The following is a 16,018-nucleotide window of genomic DNA, read 5'->3' on the forward strand; positions in this document are numbered from 1 at the left end:
CGCCGCTGATCGGGCCACGGTGAAAACCCTGGGATCGCGGACCAGGGGGATACGGCGGATGCGGTAGGTACCGTCCACAGGGTGCGGCTCAGTCCCGCGGGACGTCCTTGACGAACACGATCCCGTCCGTCGCCGCGAGATGGGCCGGGTCGTACGGGGCGTACCCGAACCAGGGGGACACGCGCTGCGTGACCGGTGTCCCGTCGACTGCGGTGGCGAGCCGGGCGGGGTCGACCAGGCAGCGGTCCTCCGGCAGCGCGTACAGGAGTCCCTCGACGCTGTCCGGCGGCGGGGCGTCCACCCCATGGTGCCGGAGCGTGCCGAGCAGCGTGGCCAGATACGCGTAGTCGGTCCCGAGCCGGTCGCTCACCAGCGCGCCGGCGCTCCACCACCGGAGCGGCAGGTCGCCCATCCGCATCGAGCTGCGGTCCCGCTGCAGGTGTCCGTTGTGGGCGTACGCCAGGGCCGGTCCGTGCTCGGCGACCGCGAGCAGGTTCGCGGCCATCATCGTGGCGCGCTGGCCCAGCAGCCGCTCCATCCGGCCGGGGGAGGTGTCGGCCATCCAGTGGTGGTAGGTGAGCAGGCCGACGGCGGTGCGCGCGTACAGCCGGGCCCGTTCCACGTCGGCCCGCGAGGCCGCCGCGAGGAGTTCCGGTGTCTGCGCGTCGAGCAGCGCCGCCAGGTCGACGGCGAGCAGTTGGAGCTCCCTCGCGTCGGCCGACCGCCCCACGGACCGGGCGGGGTCCGTCATCGCGGCGGGTTCGGGCCACCGGTCGTCCGCGCCGAGCAGCCGGTCGAGGGTGCCGGCGGTGCAGGGCAGCAGGTCCGCCGCCACCTGGTCCGCGAGGCAGCGGTGGAGGGCGGTGAGGGCCTGCCGGGGGCTCGCGGCGCCGGTGATCTCCAGCGGCCCGTCGAAGCCGGCGAACCGGAGCCGCTGGTCCGTCGGGCGGCCGTCGTTGTGGGCGCGCATCCAGCGGACCAGCTCACGGTTGGCGGCGGACGCGCCGAACCCGTGGCTGAACCCCTGCTCCATCACGTCGTCGAGCGTCCCAGGGCCCCCGGCGACGTAGTCGTCCACGACCAGCCCCATCAGACAGTCGCTCTCGATCGCGATCGTCCGGAACCCGTGGTCCTCGACGAGCTCCCGGAAGAGGTCGTTGCGCACGTCGAGCAGCGAGTCGGCCCCGTGGGTGGGCTCACCGAGACCGAGCAGCCGGGGCCGGACCGGAAGCAGCCCCAGGACGGCGGAGGCGTCGACGGCATGCGTGGTGCCCTTGATGTCAGTAGCCATGCCTTCAACGCTATCGTTGAACAAACGGTGGAAACTTTTGCGCGAACGGGTCGTGAATGAGGCCTGGAAGACCGGAAGTCCGGGTGAGCAACCCTCAAATCCGGGTCCATGGCCGGTGGAGCCTTCCGGCGTTCGGCCGGTGGGGCCGATCAGGGGCGCGCTACAGTGGCGAGACGCCCTTGACCTGCACAAGACAGGCAGGGAGCCGACCCCTCAGGAGTGCCTTCATGCTGCGCACCATGTTCAAGTCCAAGATCCACCGGGCCACCGTCACCCAGGCCGACCTGCACTACGTCGGCTCGGTGACCATCGACGCCGACCTGCTGGACGCCGCCGACCTGCTGCCCGGCGAACTCGTCCACATCGTCGACATCGACAACGGCGCCCGTCTGGAGACCTACGTCATCGAGGGCGAGCGCGGATCCGGTGTCATCGGGATCAACGGCGCCGCCGCCCACCTCGTGCACCCGGGCGACCTCGTGATCATCATCAGTTACGCTCAGGTCGACGACACCGAGGCCCGCTCCCTGCGGCCCAGGGTCGTGCACGTGGACCGGGACAACGCGATCGTGGCGCTCGGGACGGACCCGTCCGAGCCGGCCCCCGGCGGCGACGCGACGCGCAGCCCCCAGGCAGTTCCCCAGGCGGTGTCCGCGGGCTGAGCACGGCCCGCCCAGGACGGCAGGAGAGCCCCATGAGCGACATCGAGATCCACGACGACCGCGACCGGGGCATGCTCCTGGCCCGCGCGGGCGGCCCCGGCGGGGAGACGGTCGGCCACATCCAGTACTTCGTGCTCGACGCGCCCGAGCGGGCCCTCGTGCCGGTGCACACCGTCGTGGAGCCGCAGCACGAGGGCAAGGGCATCGCCGGATCGCTCACCCGCGAGCTGTACGCGATCGCGGCCCGGGACGGCATGGCCGTCGCCCCGCTCTGCTCGTTCGTCGTGCGATGGGCCGAGCGGCACCCCGGCGAGGCGCCCGCCGCGTCCGGCGAACTGCTGGCCGCGGCGCGGGCCGCCCTCGCCGCCGACCCGAGCACCTGGTGACCTGATCGGAGGCGCTGCGTAGGGTGCCCGGCATGACCCTGGCACTGCTGCACACCTCCCCGGTCCACGTCCCCGTCTACGACGCGCTGCGCGACGCCCACGAGCCGGGCCTCGCGCTGCGCCACCTCGTGCACGAGGACCTGCTGGCCAGAGCCCGCGCCGAGGGCCCGGGCGCCGTGGCCGACGACATCCGCGCCCTGCTGGCCGCGGCGGTCGCGGACGGCGCCGGCGTCGTGGTGTGCACCTGCTCCACCATCAGCGGCGTCGCCGAGGAACAGGCCGCCGCCGTCGGCGTCCCCGTCCTGCGCGGGGACCGGCCGATGGCCGCACGCGCGGTCGCCGCGGGGGAGCGCGTCACCGTGATCGCCACCGTCGCCAGCACCCTCGGGCCGAGCGCCGCACTGGTGGCGGAGGAGGCCGCACGGGCCGGCCGCACGGTCGCCGTGCGCACGGTCCTCGTCGACGGCGCCTGGGAGCGGTTCGAGGCGGGCGACCGCGAGGGCTACCTCGACCTGGTCGCGGCGGCCGTCGACGCGGTCACCGACGCCGACGTGATCGTCCTCGCGCAGCCCTCCCTCGCCGATGCCGCCGACCGGGTCCGCACCCCGCTGCCCGTCCTGTCCAGCCCGCGCACCGGCTTCGAGGCCGGCGCGGCGGCCTGCGGACGGCTCAAGAACGCTTACGGTGAAGGAAGTTGAGCAAGGACCGAGCGAGGAGGACCGGCATGGCCGACCAAGACACCGACGTCGTCATCAGCCCCACCGGATGGGTCGCCGACCAGGCGCGCACCTACGAGGAGTCCGGCGGCACCAAGGGCACCACGATCCAGGGCGTGCCCTGTCTGCTGCTCGACTACCAGGGCCGCAGGTCCGGCCAGTGGCGGCGCACCGTCCTGATCTACGGGCGCGACGGCGACGACTACCTGATCGTGGCCTCGTACGGCGGCTCCGACACGCACCCGCTGTGGTACCTGAACCTCCAGGACAACCCGGACGTCCGGCTGCGCGTGGGCACCGAGCGGTTCGCCGCCCGCGCCGAGACGCTCTCCGCCGCGGACAAGGCGCGCGTGTGGGACTCGCTCGTCGAGCTGTTCCCGAACTACGCGGAGTACCAGAAGAAGACCAGCCGGGACATCCCCGTCGTCCGGCTGACCCGCACGGACGGCTGAACCGCCGGGTGCGGGACGCGTGGACTCGGCGGGCGTGGGCACGCGTGCCGGGAGACAGTGGAAAGGAATCCTCCGAACCGCTGGAGGCACCACCATGACCCATCCGTTCCCCGACCCCGTCCCGCCCGGGCCCACGCCGGGCCCCGGGCCGAGCCCAGGACCGGGCCCCGACGTCCCGGATCCGGGACCGCTCCCCGACCCGTTCCCGACGCCGAAGCCGCGGCCCGTGCCGCAGCCCCCGCCGGCCCCGGCACCACCGGGACCGCTCCCGGACCCCGACCCGGCGCCACCCGAGCCGGAGCCCTCACCCGCGTAGGGGGCGGCCCGCCTACGCGTCGACCTCGGAGCGGTCACCGCCCCACAGCGTGTGGAACGAGCCCTCCCGGTCGACGCGGCGGTAGGTGTGCGCGCCGAAGAAGTCCCGCTGGCCCTGCGTGAGCGCGGCCGGCAGCCGTTCGGCGCGCAGCGCGTCGTAGTACGCGAGGGCCGCGGCGAACCCCGGTGTCGGTACGCCCTGCGTGGTCGCGGCGACCAGGACGGCACGCCAGTCGTCCTGCGCCGCCGCGATCTCGTCGGCGAAGCCCTTGTCCGAGAGCAGCGAGACCAGACCGGGCTCCGCCTCGTAGGCGGCCGTGATCCGGTCCAGGAACGCGGCCCGGATGATGCAGCCGCCGCGCCAGATACTGGCCACCGCGCCCAGGTCGATGGTCCAGTCGTACTCGTCGCTGCCCGCGGCGATCTCGTGGAAGCCCTGCGTGTACGACACGATCTTCGAGGCGTACAGGGCCTGTTCGACCTGCCCGGCGAAGGCCGCGGCCTCCGCGTCGGTGAGCCGCTTCGCCGTCGGGCCCGCCAGGCCCCGGGACGCGGCGCGCAGCTCGGCGTGCCCGGACAGGGAGCGGGCGAAGACCGCCTCCGCGATGCCGGACACCGGCACGCCCAGGTCGAGCGCGATCTGCACCGTCCAGCGGCCGGTGCCCTTCTGCTCGGCCTGGTCCTGGACCACGTCCACGAACGGCTTCCCGGTGGCCGCGTCGACGTGGGAGAGCACCTCCGCCGTGATCTCGATGAGGTACGAGTCGAGGCGGCCCGTGTTCCACCTGCGGAAGATGTCCGCGATCTCCGCGGGGGAGTAGCCGGCCACGTCGCGCAGCAGCTGGTAGGCCTCGCCGATGAGTTGCATGTCGGCGTACTCGATGCCGTTGTGCACCATCTTCACGAAGTGACCGGCGCCGTCCGGGCCGACGTGCGTGACGCAGGGGGCGCCGTCCTTCGCCTTGGCGGAGATCTTCTCCAGCATCGGGCCGAGCGACGCGTACGACTCGACGCTGCCGCCCGGCATGATGCTCGGCCCGTGCAGCGCGCCCTCCTCGCCGCCGGAGACGCCCGTGCCGACGAAGTGGATGCCCTGCTCCCGCAGCTCCTTCTCGCGGCGGCGGGTGTCCGCGAAGTGCGCGTTGCCGCCGTCGACGATCATGTCGCCGGGTTCCAGGAGCGGGGCGAACTCCTTGATCACCGCGTCCGTCGCGTCGCCCGCCTTGACCATGATGACCAGGCGGCGCGGGCGCTCCAGCGCGGCCACGAACTCCTCGGCGGTCTCGGTCGGGACGAAGATGCCCTCCTCGCCGAACTCCTTCACCAGCGCGTGCGTCCGGGACGCCGTCCGGTTGTGGAGGGCGACGGTGTAGCCGTTGCGGGCGAAATTGCGGGCGAGATTGCGCCCCATGACAGCGAGCCCCGTGACACCGATCTGGGCTGTAGTGCTCATGCCTGTCGCTCCTGGATTGGGAAATTGAAAGATCTTGTTCAGTTGTGGCACGGCGGGAGTTAGCGTTGCCGCTGACACCCCAGGTGAACTCTCTACGAATCCGGAGCCGTGCGTGCCTCATTTCGACCTGCCGCTCGATGAACTGCGTGCCTTCAAGCCGGCGTTGACGGCCCCTGACGACTTCGACTCCTTCTGGGAGAAGACCCTCGCCGAGGCCAGGGAGCACGACCTCGACGCGCGCTTCGAGCCCGTCGACGTGCCGTACACGGCGGTCGACGTGTTCGACGTTACGTACGCGGGCTTCGGAGGGCATCCCGTGAAGGGCTGGCTCGTGCTGCCCGCGGGCACCAGCGAGCCGATACCGGCCGTCGTCGAGTACATCGGCTACAGCGGCGGCCGGGGCCTGCCGCACACCCACCTGAGGTGGGCGGCCGCCGGTTTCGCGCACTTCGTGATGGACACCCGCGGCCAGGGCAGCGGCGGCACCGTCGGCGACACCCCGGACCCGGTCGGCAGCGCGCCCGCGGTGTCCGGATTCATGACGCGGGGCATCCAGGACCCGCACGAGTACTACTACCGGCGCGTGTACACGGACGGGGTGCGGGCGGTCGACGCGGCCCGCTCGCACCCGCTCGTGGACGCCTCCCGGGTCGCCGTCACCGGCGGCAGCCAGGGCGGCGGCATCACGATCGCCGTGGCCGGTCTGGTGCCGGACCTGAAGGCGGCGGCGCCCGACGTCCCGTTCCTGTGCCACTTCGGGCGCGCGGCCACGCTCACCGAGCGTCAGCCGTACCGCGAGATCGCGCAGTACCTCAAGACGCACATCGGCGAGGACGAGCGGGTCTTCCGGACCCTCTCGTACTTCGACGCCATGAACTTCGCGGCCCGCGCCACCGCGCCCGGACTCTTCTCGGCCGCCCTGGAGGACCTGACCTGCCCGCCGTCGACGGTGTTCGCGGCGTACAACAACTGGGCGGGCGCGGAGCGGTCCATGGAGGTGTACGCCTTCAACGACCACGAGGGCGGCGGCCCCTTCCAGCAGGCCGTCCAACTGCGTTGGATTCCTGGTCACTTGAGGGGCTAAAAGTGGCCAAGGTGGCTTGAGGCTCTCTTGTCATGACTGCGTGGGAGCGGCTAATTTGCCGCTCCTACGTGTGCCTGTACGGGTACCAGAGGGGGCTTTCATGGCGTTACGCGGCCGGCACCGCCGGTATCAGCCGAGCCGGGTCAACCGGGCGTCGCTCACCGTGACCGTCGGCGGCGCCGGGATGGCGATCCCCCTCATCGGCGCCGGGACGGCGCACGCTGCGGACGTGACCACCTGGAACAAGGTGGCCGCGTGCGAGTCCAGCGGCAACTGGGCGGTCAACACCGGCAACGGCTTCTACGGCGGGCTCCAGTTCACCCGCTCCACCTGGGCCGCGTACGGCGGCACGGCGTACGCGCCGCGCGCCGACCTCGCGTCCAAGGACCAGCAGATCGCGGTCGCGGAGAAGGTGCTGAAGGGGCAGGGGCCCGGCGCCTGGCCGGTGTGCTCGCAGAAGGCCGGCCTGGCCCGCGCCCCCGAGCGCGAACCGGTCCGGGCGCGGACCGTCCAGGACGTCAAGCCGGAGGTCATCCCGCAGTCCACGGCGGGGCGCGGGCCCTCGTACACCGTGGTCGGCGGCGACACCCTGTCCGGCATCGCCGAGTCCCGCAAGGTGCCCGGCGGCTGGTCCCGGCTGTACGAGGCGAACCGCTCCACGATCGGGGCCGACCCGGACCTGATCGTGCCCGGTCAGCGGCTCACCGTCCCCGGCGGGACCGGGCAGGCACCGGTGTCCCGGAAGACGCACCCGAAGCAGGCCCACCCGAAGCAGGCCCAGCCCAGGAAGAGCCAGCCCAAGAAGGCCGAGCCGAAGAAGACCGAGCCGAAGAAGGCCGAAGCGCCCAGGGCGGGCGCGGGCGGCGTCGTCGCCCCGGTCGCCGCCTCGCTCGGCACCCCGTACCACGCCGCCGGCTCCTCGTGGTCGAAGGGCTATCACACGGGCGTCGACTTCGCGGTGCCCACCGGCACCTCGGTGAAGGCCGTCGCGGCGGGTCAGGTCGTCTCGGCGGGCTGGGGCGGCTCGTACGGCTACGAAGTGGTGATCCGGCACGCAGACGGCCGGTACAGCCAGTACGGGCACCTGTCGGCGCTGTCCGTGAAGAGCGGCCAGCGCGTCGTCGCGGGCCAGCGGATCGCCCGCTCCGGGTCCACGGGCAACAGCACGGGCCCGCATCTGCACTTCGAGGTGCGGACCGGGCCCGGCTTCGGCAGTGACATCGACCCGCTCGCGTACCTGCGGGCCCATGGGGTCAGGATCTGACGTTCTCGTACGAGGAGCGCTCGTCGTCGTGCGGCGGCTTCGGCTGGCTCGGCATGCCGTCGAGCGCGGCCGGGCTGTCCGGCACCACCGGTGACGCCGGCGCCGACGGGTGCCGGGCGACGACGTGAGCGGTGCTCTCGCGGCGGTCCCGGCCGATGCGCTCCGTGGTCAGCAGGATCAGGCCGCCGGCCGCGACGACGCCGCAGCCCAGGGCCAGCACCGTGCCGATGGTGCCGTGCCGGAACGTCTCGCCGAACAGCGTGATGCCGACGGCCGCCGCCACGACCGGGTTCACCACCGTCGCCGTCGCCAGCGGGGCGGCCAGCCCCGCACCGCGGTAGGAGGCCTGCGACAGGAGCATGCCCGTCGTGGCCAGGCCCGCGATGGCCAGCAGGCTGGGCAGCTGGGCCAGCGGGCTGCCGGACCAGTCGACGGCCACCGACTTCGTGAAGACGGACGCCATGCCGAACGCGCCGCCCGCGGCCACCGCGAGCAGCACCGCCCGCACCACCGGGTGCCGGTGAGCGGCCCGCGCCGACGTCATCAGGACGACCACGCCACCGGCCGTGATCAGGCCGACCAGCAGGCGCTCCGTGCCGTCCAGGGACTGCTCCGACGGCGTCCCGGTCAGCGCGAGGAGCCCCGCGAGACCGACCGTCGCCATGATCGCCCCGCGCCAGGCGGTCGAACCCGCTCTGCGGCCGACGAACAGGGCCGCCATGGGCAGCGCCACCACGATCGTCAGGGCGCCGAGCGGCTGCACCAGGCTCAGCGGACCGTAGGCGAGCGCGATGACGTGCAGCAGCGCGCCCAGGCCGTTCAGGCACCCGGCGCCCCACCAGGCGGGCCTGCGCAGCGGTGCGTACGTGGATCCGGACGTCTCGGCCACCCGCTCCTGCACGATCGCCCCGCCCGCGTAGGCGAACGCGGAGACGAGCGAGAGCAGCACGGACAGCACCAGGGCACTCATTTGGCGTCCCTGGCGGTGCGGCGCGGCGAACGGTCGGTTCTCATGTCTCCACGATCTCTCTCTTCCGCGGATCTGTCGTCCGACCTGAGCAGGCATTGGGTCCTACTGCCGATGGAGTACGCCCCCTGCCGCGTCATCCCCAGGGCGGGTGCCCCCGGTGCGTCGGAGCACCTCGTGGCGTACGCGCTCTTCCGCACGGGCCGGTCCATGGGTGACCATGAGGAGCGCTTCGAGCACGGATCCGAGCACCATGACCTTCAGCGAGTGTTGCCGACCGACGACGGGGGCCGCGCGTGCGAGTGGGACTGCTCACCCGGGAGTACCCGCCGGACGTCTACGGCGGGGCCGGTGTCCATGTCGAGTTCCTGGCGCGCGAGTTGCGCCCCCTCGTCGACCTCGAGGTCCACACGTGGGGCGAGGGCACGACCGACGGGGTCCGCAGGCACCGCGCGTGGCCCGCGCTCGACGGGGCGAACGACGCGCTGCGCACCCTCTCCGTGGACCTGTCCATCGCCGCCGCCCTCGAAGGCCGCGAACTGGCCCACTCGCACACCTGGTACACGGCCCTCGCGGGCCACCTGGCGGCCCTGCACCTGGGCATCCCGCATGTGATGACCGCTCACTCCCTGGAGCCGCTGCGCCCCTGGAAGGCGGAGCAGCTCGGTGGCGGTTACGCTCTGTCGGCCTGGGCGGAACGCACCGCGATCGAGGCGGCGGACGGGGTGATCGCCGTGTCCCGGGCGATGCGCGACGACATCCTCGCCTGCTACCCCGCCCTCGAACCCAAGCGGGTGCGCGTCGTGCACAACGGCATCGACGTCTCGCTCTACCACGCGGACCCCGGCACGGAGGTGCTGGAGCGGATCGGCGTCGACCCGGCCCGCCCCTACGTGCTGTTCGTCGGCCGCATCACCCGCCAGAAGGGCGTGCCCCATCTGCTGCGCGCGGCCCACGGACTCGCGAAGGACGTCCAGCTCGTGCTCTGCGCGGGGGCGCCGGACACCCCGGAGATCGGGCGTGAATTCCGGGAACTGGTCGAGGAGTTGAAGCGGGCGCGGGACGGCGTGCGCTGGATCCCGTCCATGCTGCCGCGCTCCGAGATCGTCCAACTCCTCACCCATGCCTCGGTGTTCGTCTGCCCCTCGGTGTACGAGCCGCTCGGCATCGTGAACCTGGAGGCGATGGCCTGCGGCACCGCGGTGGTCGCCTCCCGGGTCGGCGGCATCCCCGAGGTGGTCGCCCACGGGGAGAACGGGCTGCTCGTCCCGTACCGCGAGCAGGATCCGGAGGGCTTCGAGGCGGGGCTGGCCCGGGCGCTGAACGAGGTGGTCGCCGATCCGGGCGCGGCGCGCCGGATGGGTGAGGCGGGGCGGGAGCGGGCGGCGGCCGAGTTCGGCTGGGGTGCGATCGCCCGACGCACGGTCGACGTGTACGAGGAGATCCTCAACGGCACGTGAATCACAGGGGGTTGACATGCGCGGTGGGCCTTCGGTGCTCGGGATCGTACTGGCGGGAGGAGAGGGGAAGCGGCTGATGCCGCTCACCGCGGACCGGGCGAAGCCCGCGGTGACGTTCGGCGGCACGTACCGCCTCGTGGACTTCGTCCTCTCGAACCTGGTGAACGCCGACATCCTGCGGATCTGTGTCCTGACGCAGTACAAGTCGCACTCGCTCGACCGGCACGTCACCACGACCTGGCGGATGTCGAGCCTGCTCGGCAACTACGTCACGCCCGTCCCGGCGCAGCAGCGCCTCGGGCCGCGCTGGTACCTGGGCAGCGCCGACGCGATCCTGCAGTCCCTGAACCTGGTCCACGACGAACAGCCCGACTACATCGCGGTGTTCGGCGCCGACCACGTGTACCGGATGGATCCGCGGCAGATGCTCGCCCAGCACATCGAGTCCGGCGCGGGCGTCACGGTCGCGGGCATCCGCGTGCCGCGCGCGGAGGCGTCGTCGTTCGGCGTCATCACGCCCGCCCGGGACGGCACCCGCGTCGAGGCGTTCCTGGAGAAGCCGTCCGACCCGCCGGCGCTGCCGGGCACCCCGAACCAGGTGTTCGCCTCGATGGGCAACTACCTCTTCACGACGAAGACGCTCATCGACGCGATCCAGCAGGACGCCGAGGACGACGACTCCGCGCACGACATGGGCGGTTCGATCCTGCCGATGCTCACCGAGCGCGGCGTCGCCCAGCTCTACGACTTCGACGGCAACCACGTCCCCGGCGAGACGGAGCGCGACCACGGCTACTGGCGCGACGTCGGCACGCTCGACTCGTACTACGAGGCCCACATGGACCTGATCTCCGACCGTCCGGTGTTCAGCCTCGACAACCGCCGCTGGCCGATCTACACGCACCCCGGCCAGCTGCCGCCCGCCAAGTTCTGCGCGGGCGGCATCGCGAGCGAGTCGATCGTCAGCCCCGGCTGCGTCATCCGCGGCCAGGTCACCCGCTCCGTGCTCTCGCCGGGCGTCACCGTCGAGGACGGCGCGGTCGTCCAGGGCTCGGTGCTGCACGACAACGTGCGGGTGGGCCGGGGCGCGGTGGTGCGTGGCGCGGTCCTCGACAAGAACGTGGAGGTCCCGGCGGGCGCGACGATCGGCGTCAACCCGGGCCGCGACGCCGAGCTCTACACGGTCTCCAAGGCGGGCGTGATCGCGCTCGGCAAGGGCCAGGCGGTGCGCTGAACCCTCAGGGCCCGGGCACACCGCTCCCGGCAGCCGTCTTCGACCTGCGGAAAGCGCACAACGCGCGCACGGCGGTCGGCGAGCGCGTGCACAGCGCGGCCGCTACCGGTCGGACGGCCCCCGCTCGGGGGCGGTGCCCTCGAAGCCGTTGGCCCAGTAGCGGCCCCGGAGCGAGAGGTCGAGGAGCGTCTCCGTGGCCACCTCCGGAGACATCGGGCGCGGCTCTTCCTCCAACCACCAGTGCAGCACGGCGAGTTGCTCGCCGACCCAGGCGCGGGCCAGGACGTCGACGCTGATCCTCGGCGTGACGTTCTCGTGGGCGGCGCGCTCCCGGAACACCTCCGCCGCCGCCTGCGCCTGCGCCTGCGTGAACTGGCGCAGCGCGCGCCCGTCGCCCTCGCCGCGCAGGATCATCCGGTAGGCGTCGCGCTCCTGTTCGGCGTGCCGGAAGATCTCCAGGGCCGGTTTGCCGGTGAACCCGACCTCGGACGCCGGGACCAGCGGCCGCAGCCGCTCCGCCAGCTCGTCGAGCAGATCGGTGACGACCCGGTCGAGCAGGTCGTCCTTGTCCGTGTAGTGGCTGTAGAACGTCGCCCGCCCCAGATCGGCGCGCTCGGTGATGTCCTCCACGGTCACGGCGGCGTAGCCCCGCTCCAGGACCAGTGACACCAGCGCGTCGCGCAGCAGGCGTCGGGTGCGGCGTACTCGGCGGTCGCCCGCTTCCGGCGGCATGGTCCGGCTCCTCTCGTGTCCCTCGTCGGCGTCGGCAGCCTACACCTGATCATTGACAGCCAGAAAGTTTCTGTACACGCTGTCTATTAGTGGCCGCCATGACGATTTGAGCCGACGAGCGTGGGAGCAGCCCGTGAACCTGGGCACGTACATCACTCGAAGCAGTACCTTCTGGCCGGACAGGGAAGCCCTGGTCTGCGGTGAACGCAGGCTGACCTACCGCGAGTTGGAGCGGGTCTCCAACCGCCTCGCGTCGGCGCTGGCCGGCCGCGGGCTGACTCCGGGCCGGGCCGTCGCGACGTACGCGGGCAACTGCGCACAGGTCGTGGAGACCGAGATGGCCCTGTGCAAGAGCGGTCTCGTGCGGGTGCCGATCAGTCCCCGGCTCTCCGCCGGCGAGGTCGCGCACATCGTGGCCGACGCCGACGTGCGCGTGCTGTTCGTCGACGCGGAGCGTCTGGACACCGCCCGCGCCGCGCTCCAGAAGGCCGGCACGGACTGCCTGCTGGTCGCGTACGAGGGGCAAGGGGCGTTCGGCTACGCGGAGTTGCTCACCGAAGGGAGTGAGGAACCCGTCGCCGTCGAGGTCGACGAGCACGACCCGGCCGTCCTCAACTTCACCTCGGGATCCACCGGAAAGCTCAAGGCCGCCGTCCAGACCCAGGGCAACCGGCTGGCCAACATGCGCAAGCGGATGATGAGTTCGCAGAGCGCGCCCTCCACCGGGGAGCGCTACCTCGCGGCCGGACCCATCACGCACGCGCCCGGCATGCCGCTGCTCGCCTCACTGGCGTACGGCTCGACCGTGGTCGTCCTGCCGCAGTGGGACACCGAGCTGTTCCTGCGCACCGTGGAGAGCGAGCGGATCACCGCCACGTTCGTCGTGCCCACGATGCTGAACATGCTGCTCGCCCACCCGGCGTCCGCCACCGCCGACCTGTCCAGCCTCAAGGCCCTGCACGTCGGCGGCGCACCGGTCGCCCCGCAGCGGCTGCGGGACGCCGTCGAGGCGTTCGGACCGATCCTCGTGCAGGGCTACGGACAGGTCGAGACGACCAGCGGCATCACCATGCTCACCCGCGAGGACATCCTCGCCGGCACCACCACCGACCCCGACCTCCTGCTGTCCTGCGGACGCCCCGTCTACGACACCGAGATACGCATCGTCGACGAGGCGGGCGAGGCGGTGCCCGCGGGGACCGTCGGCGAGGTCATCGCGCGCGGACCCGACTGCGTGCGCGAGTACTGGCACGAACCCGAACTGACCGCGCAGACCTTCAAGAACGGCTGGGTGCACACCGGCGACCTCGGCTACCTGCGCGCGGACGGCTATCTCTTCATCGTCGACCGCAAGAAGGACATGATCATCTCCGGCGGCTACAACGTCTACTGCAGCGAGGTCGAGGCCGTCCTCTACACCCACCCCGCCCTCGCCGAGGTCTGTGTCGTCGGCGTCCCCGACGAGCGCTGGGGCGAGGCCGTCAAGGCCGTCGTCGTGCGCAGGGCGGGCGCCGCGGCCGACGAGGACGAGATCGTCGCGTACTGCGCCGACCGGCTCGCCCGGGTGAAGAAGCCGCGGTCCGTGGAGTTCGTCGACGCGCTCCCCGTCAACCGCAACGGCAAGATCGACCGCCGCGCCGTCCGTGCGCGCTACTGGGCCGGCGCCGAGCGCCGCGTCCACTGACAGGAGACCGTCGTGACCTTCACCCTCACCCCGACCTACGACGACAACCCGCGCCTCCAGGACCTGGTCGAGCGGCTGCGTGACTATCTCCAGGGCGAACTCGCCGAGTACGAGGCGGAGTCGGGGCTCGCGCCGGAGAGCGCCTACACCCGCGCCGTCCTCGAACCCGTCTGGCGGCGCAGCCGCGCACTCGGCTTCTACGGGATCCACCTGCCCGTCGACCAGGGCGGTCAGGGCCTCACCCACACCGAACTCGCCGCCCTGAAGGAGGAGGTGGGCGCCAGCGGACGCGTCCTCCAGCACAGCGTCCTCGGTGACATGGGCGGGCCGCTGCGCGCCGGGTCGATCCTCCGGTACGCCACCGACCACCAGCTGGAGAAGTACCTGCTGCCGGTCGTCCGCGGCGAGCGGGCCTGCTGCTTCTCGCTGACCGAGACCGACGCGGGCTCCGACGTGCGGGCCATGACGACCGTCGCCGTACCGGAGGCGGACGGCGACGGCTGGCGGATCACCGGACACAAAGTGTTCTCCTCGGCCGGCCCCTTCGCCGACTTCTCCGTGCTCATCGCGCGCATGGCACCCGAGCCGGACGCCCCGGCCGACGCCCCGCCGGTGTTCTCCGCGTTCCTCGTCGACCTGGACGCGCCCGGCTGCGCCGTCCTGCCGGGCGAGACGCCGATGTCCGGCGAGCACATCGAGAGCGACATCGTGCTCGACGACTGCCGGGTCGGGCCCGAGCAGTTGCTCGGTGCCGTGGGCGACGGGCTGCGCATCGGGCTCGGCCGCGTCACCACCAACCGGCTGCTGCACTGCCCGACCGCCCTCGGCCAGGCCCGCCGCGCCCTCGACCTGACCATCGGCTTCGCCCGCACCCGCCAGGTCTTCGGCGCACCCCTCGGCGCCCTCCAGTCCGTCCAGCACAAGATCGCCGACATGGCCACCTCGTACTACGCGGCCCGCAGCATGACGTACGACGCGCTCGCCGACCTCGACGCGGGCCACGAACCCCGTACCGAAGCCTTCATGTGCAAGCTGTTCGTCGCCGAGAACGCCTTCAGGATCGCCGACGAGGCCGTGCAGATCCACGGCAAGGCGGGCCTGGTGCGCGGCGCCGAGGTCGAAGGGATCTTCCGGCGGCTCCGCATGTTCCGGGTGCTGACCGGGTCCTCCGAGATCCAGAAGAACGGCATCGCCCGGAACCTGCTCATGCCGGGGGAGCCACGGCCCTGACGTCGATCGGCACGGCGCCCGTGCGGTACCCGCGCTCGTCGAGGAGGTGGCCGTTGAGCTTCATCGGCCACAGGGCCACGGCCCGGTCCACCACCGTCAGGGCCGGGACCCGCTCCGCGAGCCGGACTTCAAAGCGCTGCGCGTCGTCGACGGAGCGGACCCAGGCGATCACCTTGAGGTTGTGGCGGCCGATCACCCCCGCGCACAGCCGCACCTCACGCGCCCCCGTGACCTGCTCGGCGACCGCCCGCAGTTCGGCGGGCGCCGCCCGGCACCACAGGATCAGCGACACCGGCCACTCGGAGAGGGGGCGGGCCACCTCGCAGCGGGTCTGCGCCATGCCCGACGCGAACAGCCGGTGCACGCGGCGCCGCACGGTGTCCGGGCTCGTACCGCAGCGCTCGGCCAGCGCCCGGTGGCCCGCCCGGCCGTCCGCCGACAGCTCCGCGAGCAACGCGTGGTCCAGCTCGGTCAGTTCGAAGACCGGCGCGTCCGCGCGGGTCTGCGCCGTCCCGGCGAGCCGGGCGATCTGCGCGGAGTCGAGGGCGCGCAGCCGCCAGCGACTGCCCTCCGTGTAGACGGTGCTCGACAGGTAGGTGCGGGTCGCGACGATGCCCGCCAGCGAGCCCAGCCGGTGCGTCACCCAGTGGGTGAGCGCCGACAGCCGCGGCGCGAGCACCGTCAGGAGGAGGTCCCGGCCGCCGCTGACGTGCTCGACCCCGATGACGTGCGGCTCCGCCATCAGCTCCCGGGCGACGGCGGAGAGCCGCCCGTTCGCGCAGTCGACCTCGACGAACGCCAGACACCCCTGGCCGGAGTCGGCGACGACCGGTGCCGGATGACAGCCGACCCAGGCGGCACCCGCCTCGGTCAGCCGGCTCCAGCGACGCGACACCGTCACCGGATCCACCCCGATCGCCGCCCCGATCCGGGCCCAACCGGCCCGCGGCGCGATCTGCAGGGCGTGCACGAGGGCCTGATCCAGGTCGTCGAGCGCCCCGCCGAATTCCTGCACCACTGCTCCACTCCTGCGTTTTCCCTGCGATTCAAGAACCGATCCTGCGCCAGGGCAGCACCCTGACGCCATT

15 protein-coding genes are annotated in these 16,018 nt (G+C 72.3%); 10 read left to right on the forward strand and 5 right to left on the reverse strand.

Features of this window, described 5'->3' with window-relative positions:
* Positions 1-88 precede the first annotated feature (88 nt).
* Positions 89-1,291, reverse strand: a complete 1,203-nt coding sequence (locus M4J07_RS18095) for an erythromycin esterase family protein (RefSeq protein ID WP_255973124.1) — start codon at positions 1,289-1,291, stop codon at positions 89-91.
* Between the two features lie 227 nt (positions 1,292-1,518).
* On the opposite strand from M4J07_RS18095, the gene panD reads away from it, so the two are divergent.
* Genes panD through M4J07_RS18115 form a run of 4 tightly spaced genes read left to right on the forward strand, consistent with a single transcriptional unit; the run spans position 1,519 to position 3,507 of the window.
* Entirely contained in the window at positions 1,519-1,953 is a 435-nt protein-coding gene (gene panD / locus M4J07_RS18100) for an aspartate 1-decarboxylase (protein ID WP_255973126.1), read from the forward strand.
* A 32-nt stretch (positions 1,954-1,985) separates the two neighbouring features.
* The gene (locus M4J07_RS18105; protein ID WP_255973127.1) at positions 1,986-2,339 is read left to right on the forward strand and encodes a GNAT family N-acetyltransferase; all 354 of its coding nucleotides are present in this window, start codon (positions 1,986-1,988) and stop codon (positions 2,337-2,339) included.
* Between the two features lie 32 nt (positions 2,340-2,371).
* Complete coding sequence (locus tag M4J07_RS18110; RefSeq protein WP_255973129.1) at positions 2,372-3,037, forward strand: aspartate/glutamate racemase family protein; 666 nt, start codon at positions 2,372-2,374, stop codon at positions 3,035-3,037.
* 26 nt (positions 3,038-3,063) lie between these two features.
* Complete coding sequence (locus M4J07_RS18115; protein ID WP_255973131.1) at positions 3,064-3,507, forward strand: nitroreductase family deazaflavin-dependent oxidoreductase; 444 nt, start codon at positions 3,064-3,066, stop codon at positions 3,505-3,507.
* Between the two features lie 328 nt (positions 3,508-3,835).
* Here M4J07_RS18115 and gndA read toward each other — a convergent pair whose 3' ends face one another.
* Positions 3,836-5,275, reverse strand: coding sequence for an NADP-dependent phosphogluconate dehydrogenase (gndA, locus tag M4J07_RS18120; RefSeq protein WP_255973132.1), 1,440 nt, complete (start codon positions 5,273-5,275; stop codon positions 3,836-3,838).
* A gap of 112 nt (positions 5,276-5,387) precedes the next feature.
* Between gndA and M4J07_RS18125 the strand changes: the two genes are divergently transcribed.
* Together M4J07_RS18125 and M4J07_RS18130 are read left to right on the forward strand one after the other, a co-directional pair.
* Entirely contained in the window at positions 5,388-6,359 is a 972-nt protein-coding gene (locus tag M4J07_RS18125) for an acetylxylan esterase (RefSeq protein WP_255973134.1), read from the forward strand.
* 100 nt (positions 6,360-6,459) lie between these two features.
* Positions 6,460-7,623 carry a transglycosylase family protein gene (locus M4J07_RS18130; RefSeq protein ID WP_255973135.1) on the forward strand — a complete coding sequence of 388 codons (1,164 nt, stop codon included), beginning with the start codon at positions 6,460-6,462 and terminating at the stop codon, positions 7,621-7,623.
* Here the strand turns inward: M4J07_RS18130 and M4J07_RS18135 are convergent.
* A complete protein-coding gene (locus M4J07_RS18135; RefSeq protein WP_255973137.1) occupies positions 7,613-8,593 on the reverse strand; it encodes a DMT family transporter in 981 nt (326 codons plus the stop codon). The genes M4J07_RS18130 and M4J07_RS18135 overlap by 11 nt on opposite strands.
* A 299-nt stretch (positions 8,594-8,892) precedes the next feature.
* Here M4J07_RS18135 and glgA point away from each other — a divergent pair, with 299 nt between their 5' ends.
* Both glgA and glgC read left to right on the forward strand, forming a co-directional pair.
* Positions 8,893-10,050, forward strand: coding sequence for a glycogen synthase (glgA, locus tag M4J07_RS18140; protein ID WP_255973188.1), 1,158 nt, complete (start codon positions 8,893-8,895; stop codon positions 10,048-10,050).
* A gap of 16 nt (positions 10,051-10,066) precedes the next feature.
* Positions 10,067-11,284 (forward strand): glucose-1-phosphate adenylyltransferase, encoded by a 1,218-nt coding sequence (glgC, locus tag M4J07_RS18145; RefSeq protein WP_255973138.1) that lies wholly within the window; start codon positions 10,067-10,069, stop codon positions 11,282-11,284.
* Between the two features lie 102 nt (positions 11,285-11,386).
* Here the strand turns inward: glgC and M4J07_RS18150 are convergent, their stop codons facing one another.
* Positions 11,387-12,016: a TetR/AcrR family transcriptional regulator gene (locus tag M4J07_RS18150; RefSeq protein ID WP_255973140.1), complete on the reverse strand. Its 630-nt coding sequence runs from the start codon at positions 12,014-12,016 to the stop codon at positions 11,387-11,389.
* A gap of 133 nt (positions 12,017-12,149) precedes the next feature.
* Here M4J07_RS18150 and M4J07_RS18155 point away from each other — a divergent pair, with 133 nt between their 5' ends.
* Complete coding sequence (locus tag M4J07_RS18155) at positions 12,150-13,700, forward strand: acyl-CoA synthetase (protein WP_255973141.1); 1,551 nt, start codon at positions 12,150-12,152, stop codon at positions 13,698-13,700.
* A 12-nt stretch (positions 13,701-13,712) separates the two neighbouring features.
* On the forward strand, positions 13,713-14,930 hold the full coding sequence (locus M4J07_RS18160; protein WP_255973143.1) for an acyl-CoA dehydrogenase family protein: 1,218 nt from the start codon (positions 13,713-13,715) through the stop codon (positions 14,928-14,930).
* Here M4J07_RS18160 and M4J07_RS18165 read toward each other — a convergent pair.
* Positions 14,905-15,948: an Lrp/AsnC family transcriptional regulator gene (locus tag M4J07_RS18165; RefSeq protein WP_255973145.1), complete on the reverse strand. Its 1,044-nt coding sequence runs from the start codon at positions 15,946-15,948 to the stop codon at positions 14,905-14,907. The two genes, M4J07_RS18160 and M4J07_RS18165, sit on opposite strands and share 26 nt — an antisense overlap.
* Between the last annotated feature and the right edge of the window lie 70 nt (positions 15,949-16,018).

The sequence above is a fragment of the Streptomyces longispororuber genome, from assembly GCF_024448165.1.
GTDB lineage: Bacteria > Actinomycetota > Actinomycetes > Streptomycetales > Streptomycetaceae > Streptomyces > Streptomyces longispororuber_A.

Excerpts from the sequence above, each read along its gene's own strand:
- M4J07_RS18095 (WP_255973124.1), bottom strand. The coding sequence starts at position 1,291 with ATGGCTACTGACATCAAGGGCACCACGCATGCCGTCGACGCCTCCGCC.
- panD (WP_255973126.1), top strand. The coding sequence starts at position 1,519 with ATGCTGCGCACCATGTTCAAGTCCAAGATCCACCGGGCCACCGTCACC.
- M4J07_RS18105 (WP_255973127.1), top strand. The coding sequence starts at position 1,986 with ATGAGCGACATCGAGATCCACGACGACCGCGACCGGGGCATGCTCCTG.
- M4J07_RS18110 (WP_255973129.1), top strand. The coding sequence starts at position 2,372 with ATGACCCTGGCACTGCTGCACACCTCCCCGGTCCACGTCCCCGTCTAC.
- M4J07_RS18115 (WP_255973131.1), top strand. The coding sequence starts at position 3,064 with ATGGCCGACCAAGACACCGACGTCGTCATCAGCCCCACCGGATGGGTC.
- gndA (WP_255973132.1), bottom strand. The coding sequence starts at position 5,275 with ATGAGCACTACAGCCCAGATCGGTGTCACGGGGCTCGCTGTCATGGGG.
- M4J07_RS18130 (WP_255973135.1), top strand. The coding sequence starts at position 6,460 with ATGGCGTTACGCGGCCGGCACCGCCGGTATCAGCCGAGCCGGGTCAAC.
- M4J07_RS18135 (WP_255973137.1), bottom strand. The coding sequence starts at position 8,593 with ATGAGTGCCCTGGTGCTGTCCGTGCTGCTCTCGCTCGTCTCCGCGTTC.
- glgC (WP_255973138.1), top strand. The coding sequence starts at position 10,067 with ATGCGCGGTGGGCCTTCGGTGCTCGGGATCGTACTGGCGGGAGGAGAG.
- M4J07_RS18150 (WP_255973140.1), bottom strand. The coding sequence starts at position 12,016 with ATGCCGCCGGAAGCGGGCGACCGCCGAGTACGCCGCACCCGACGCCTG.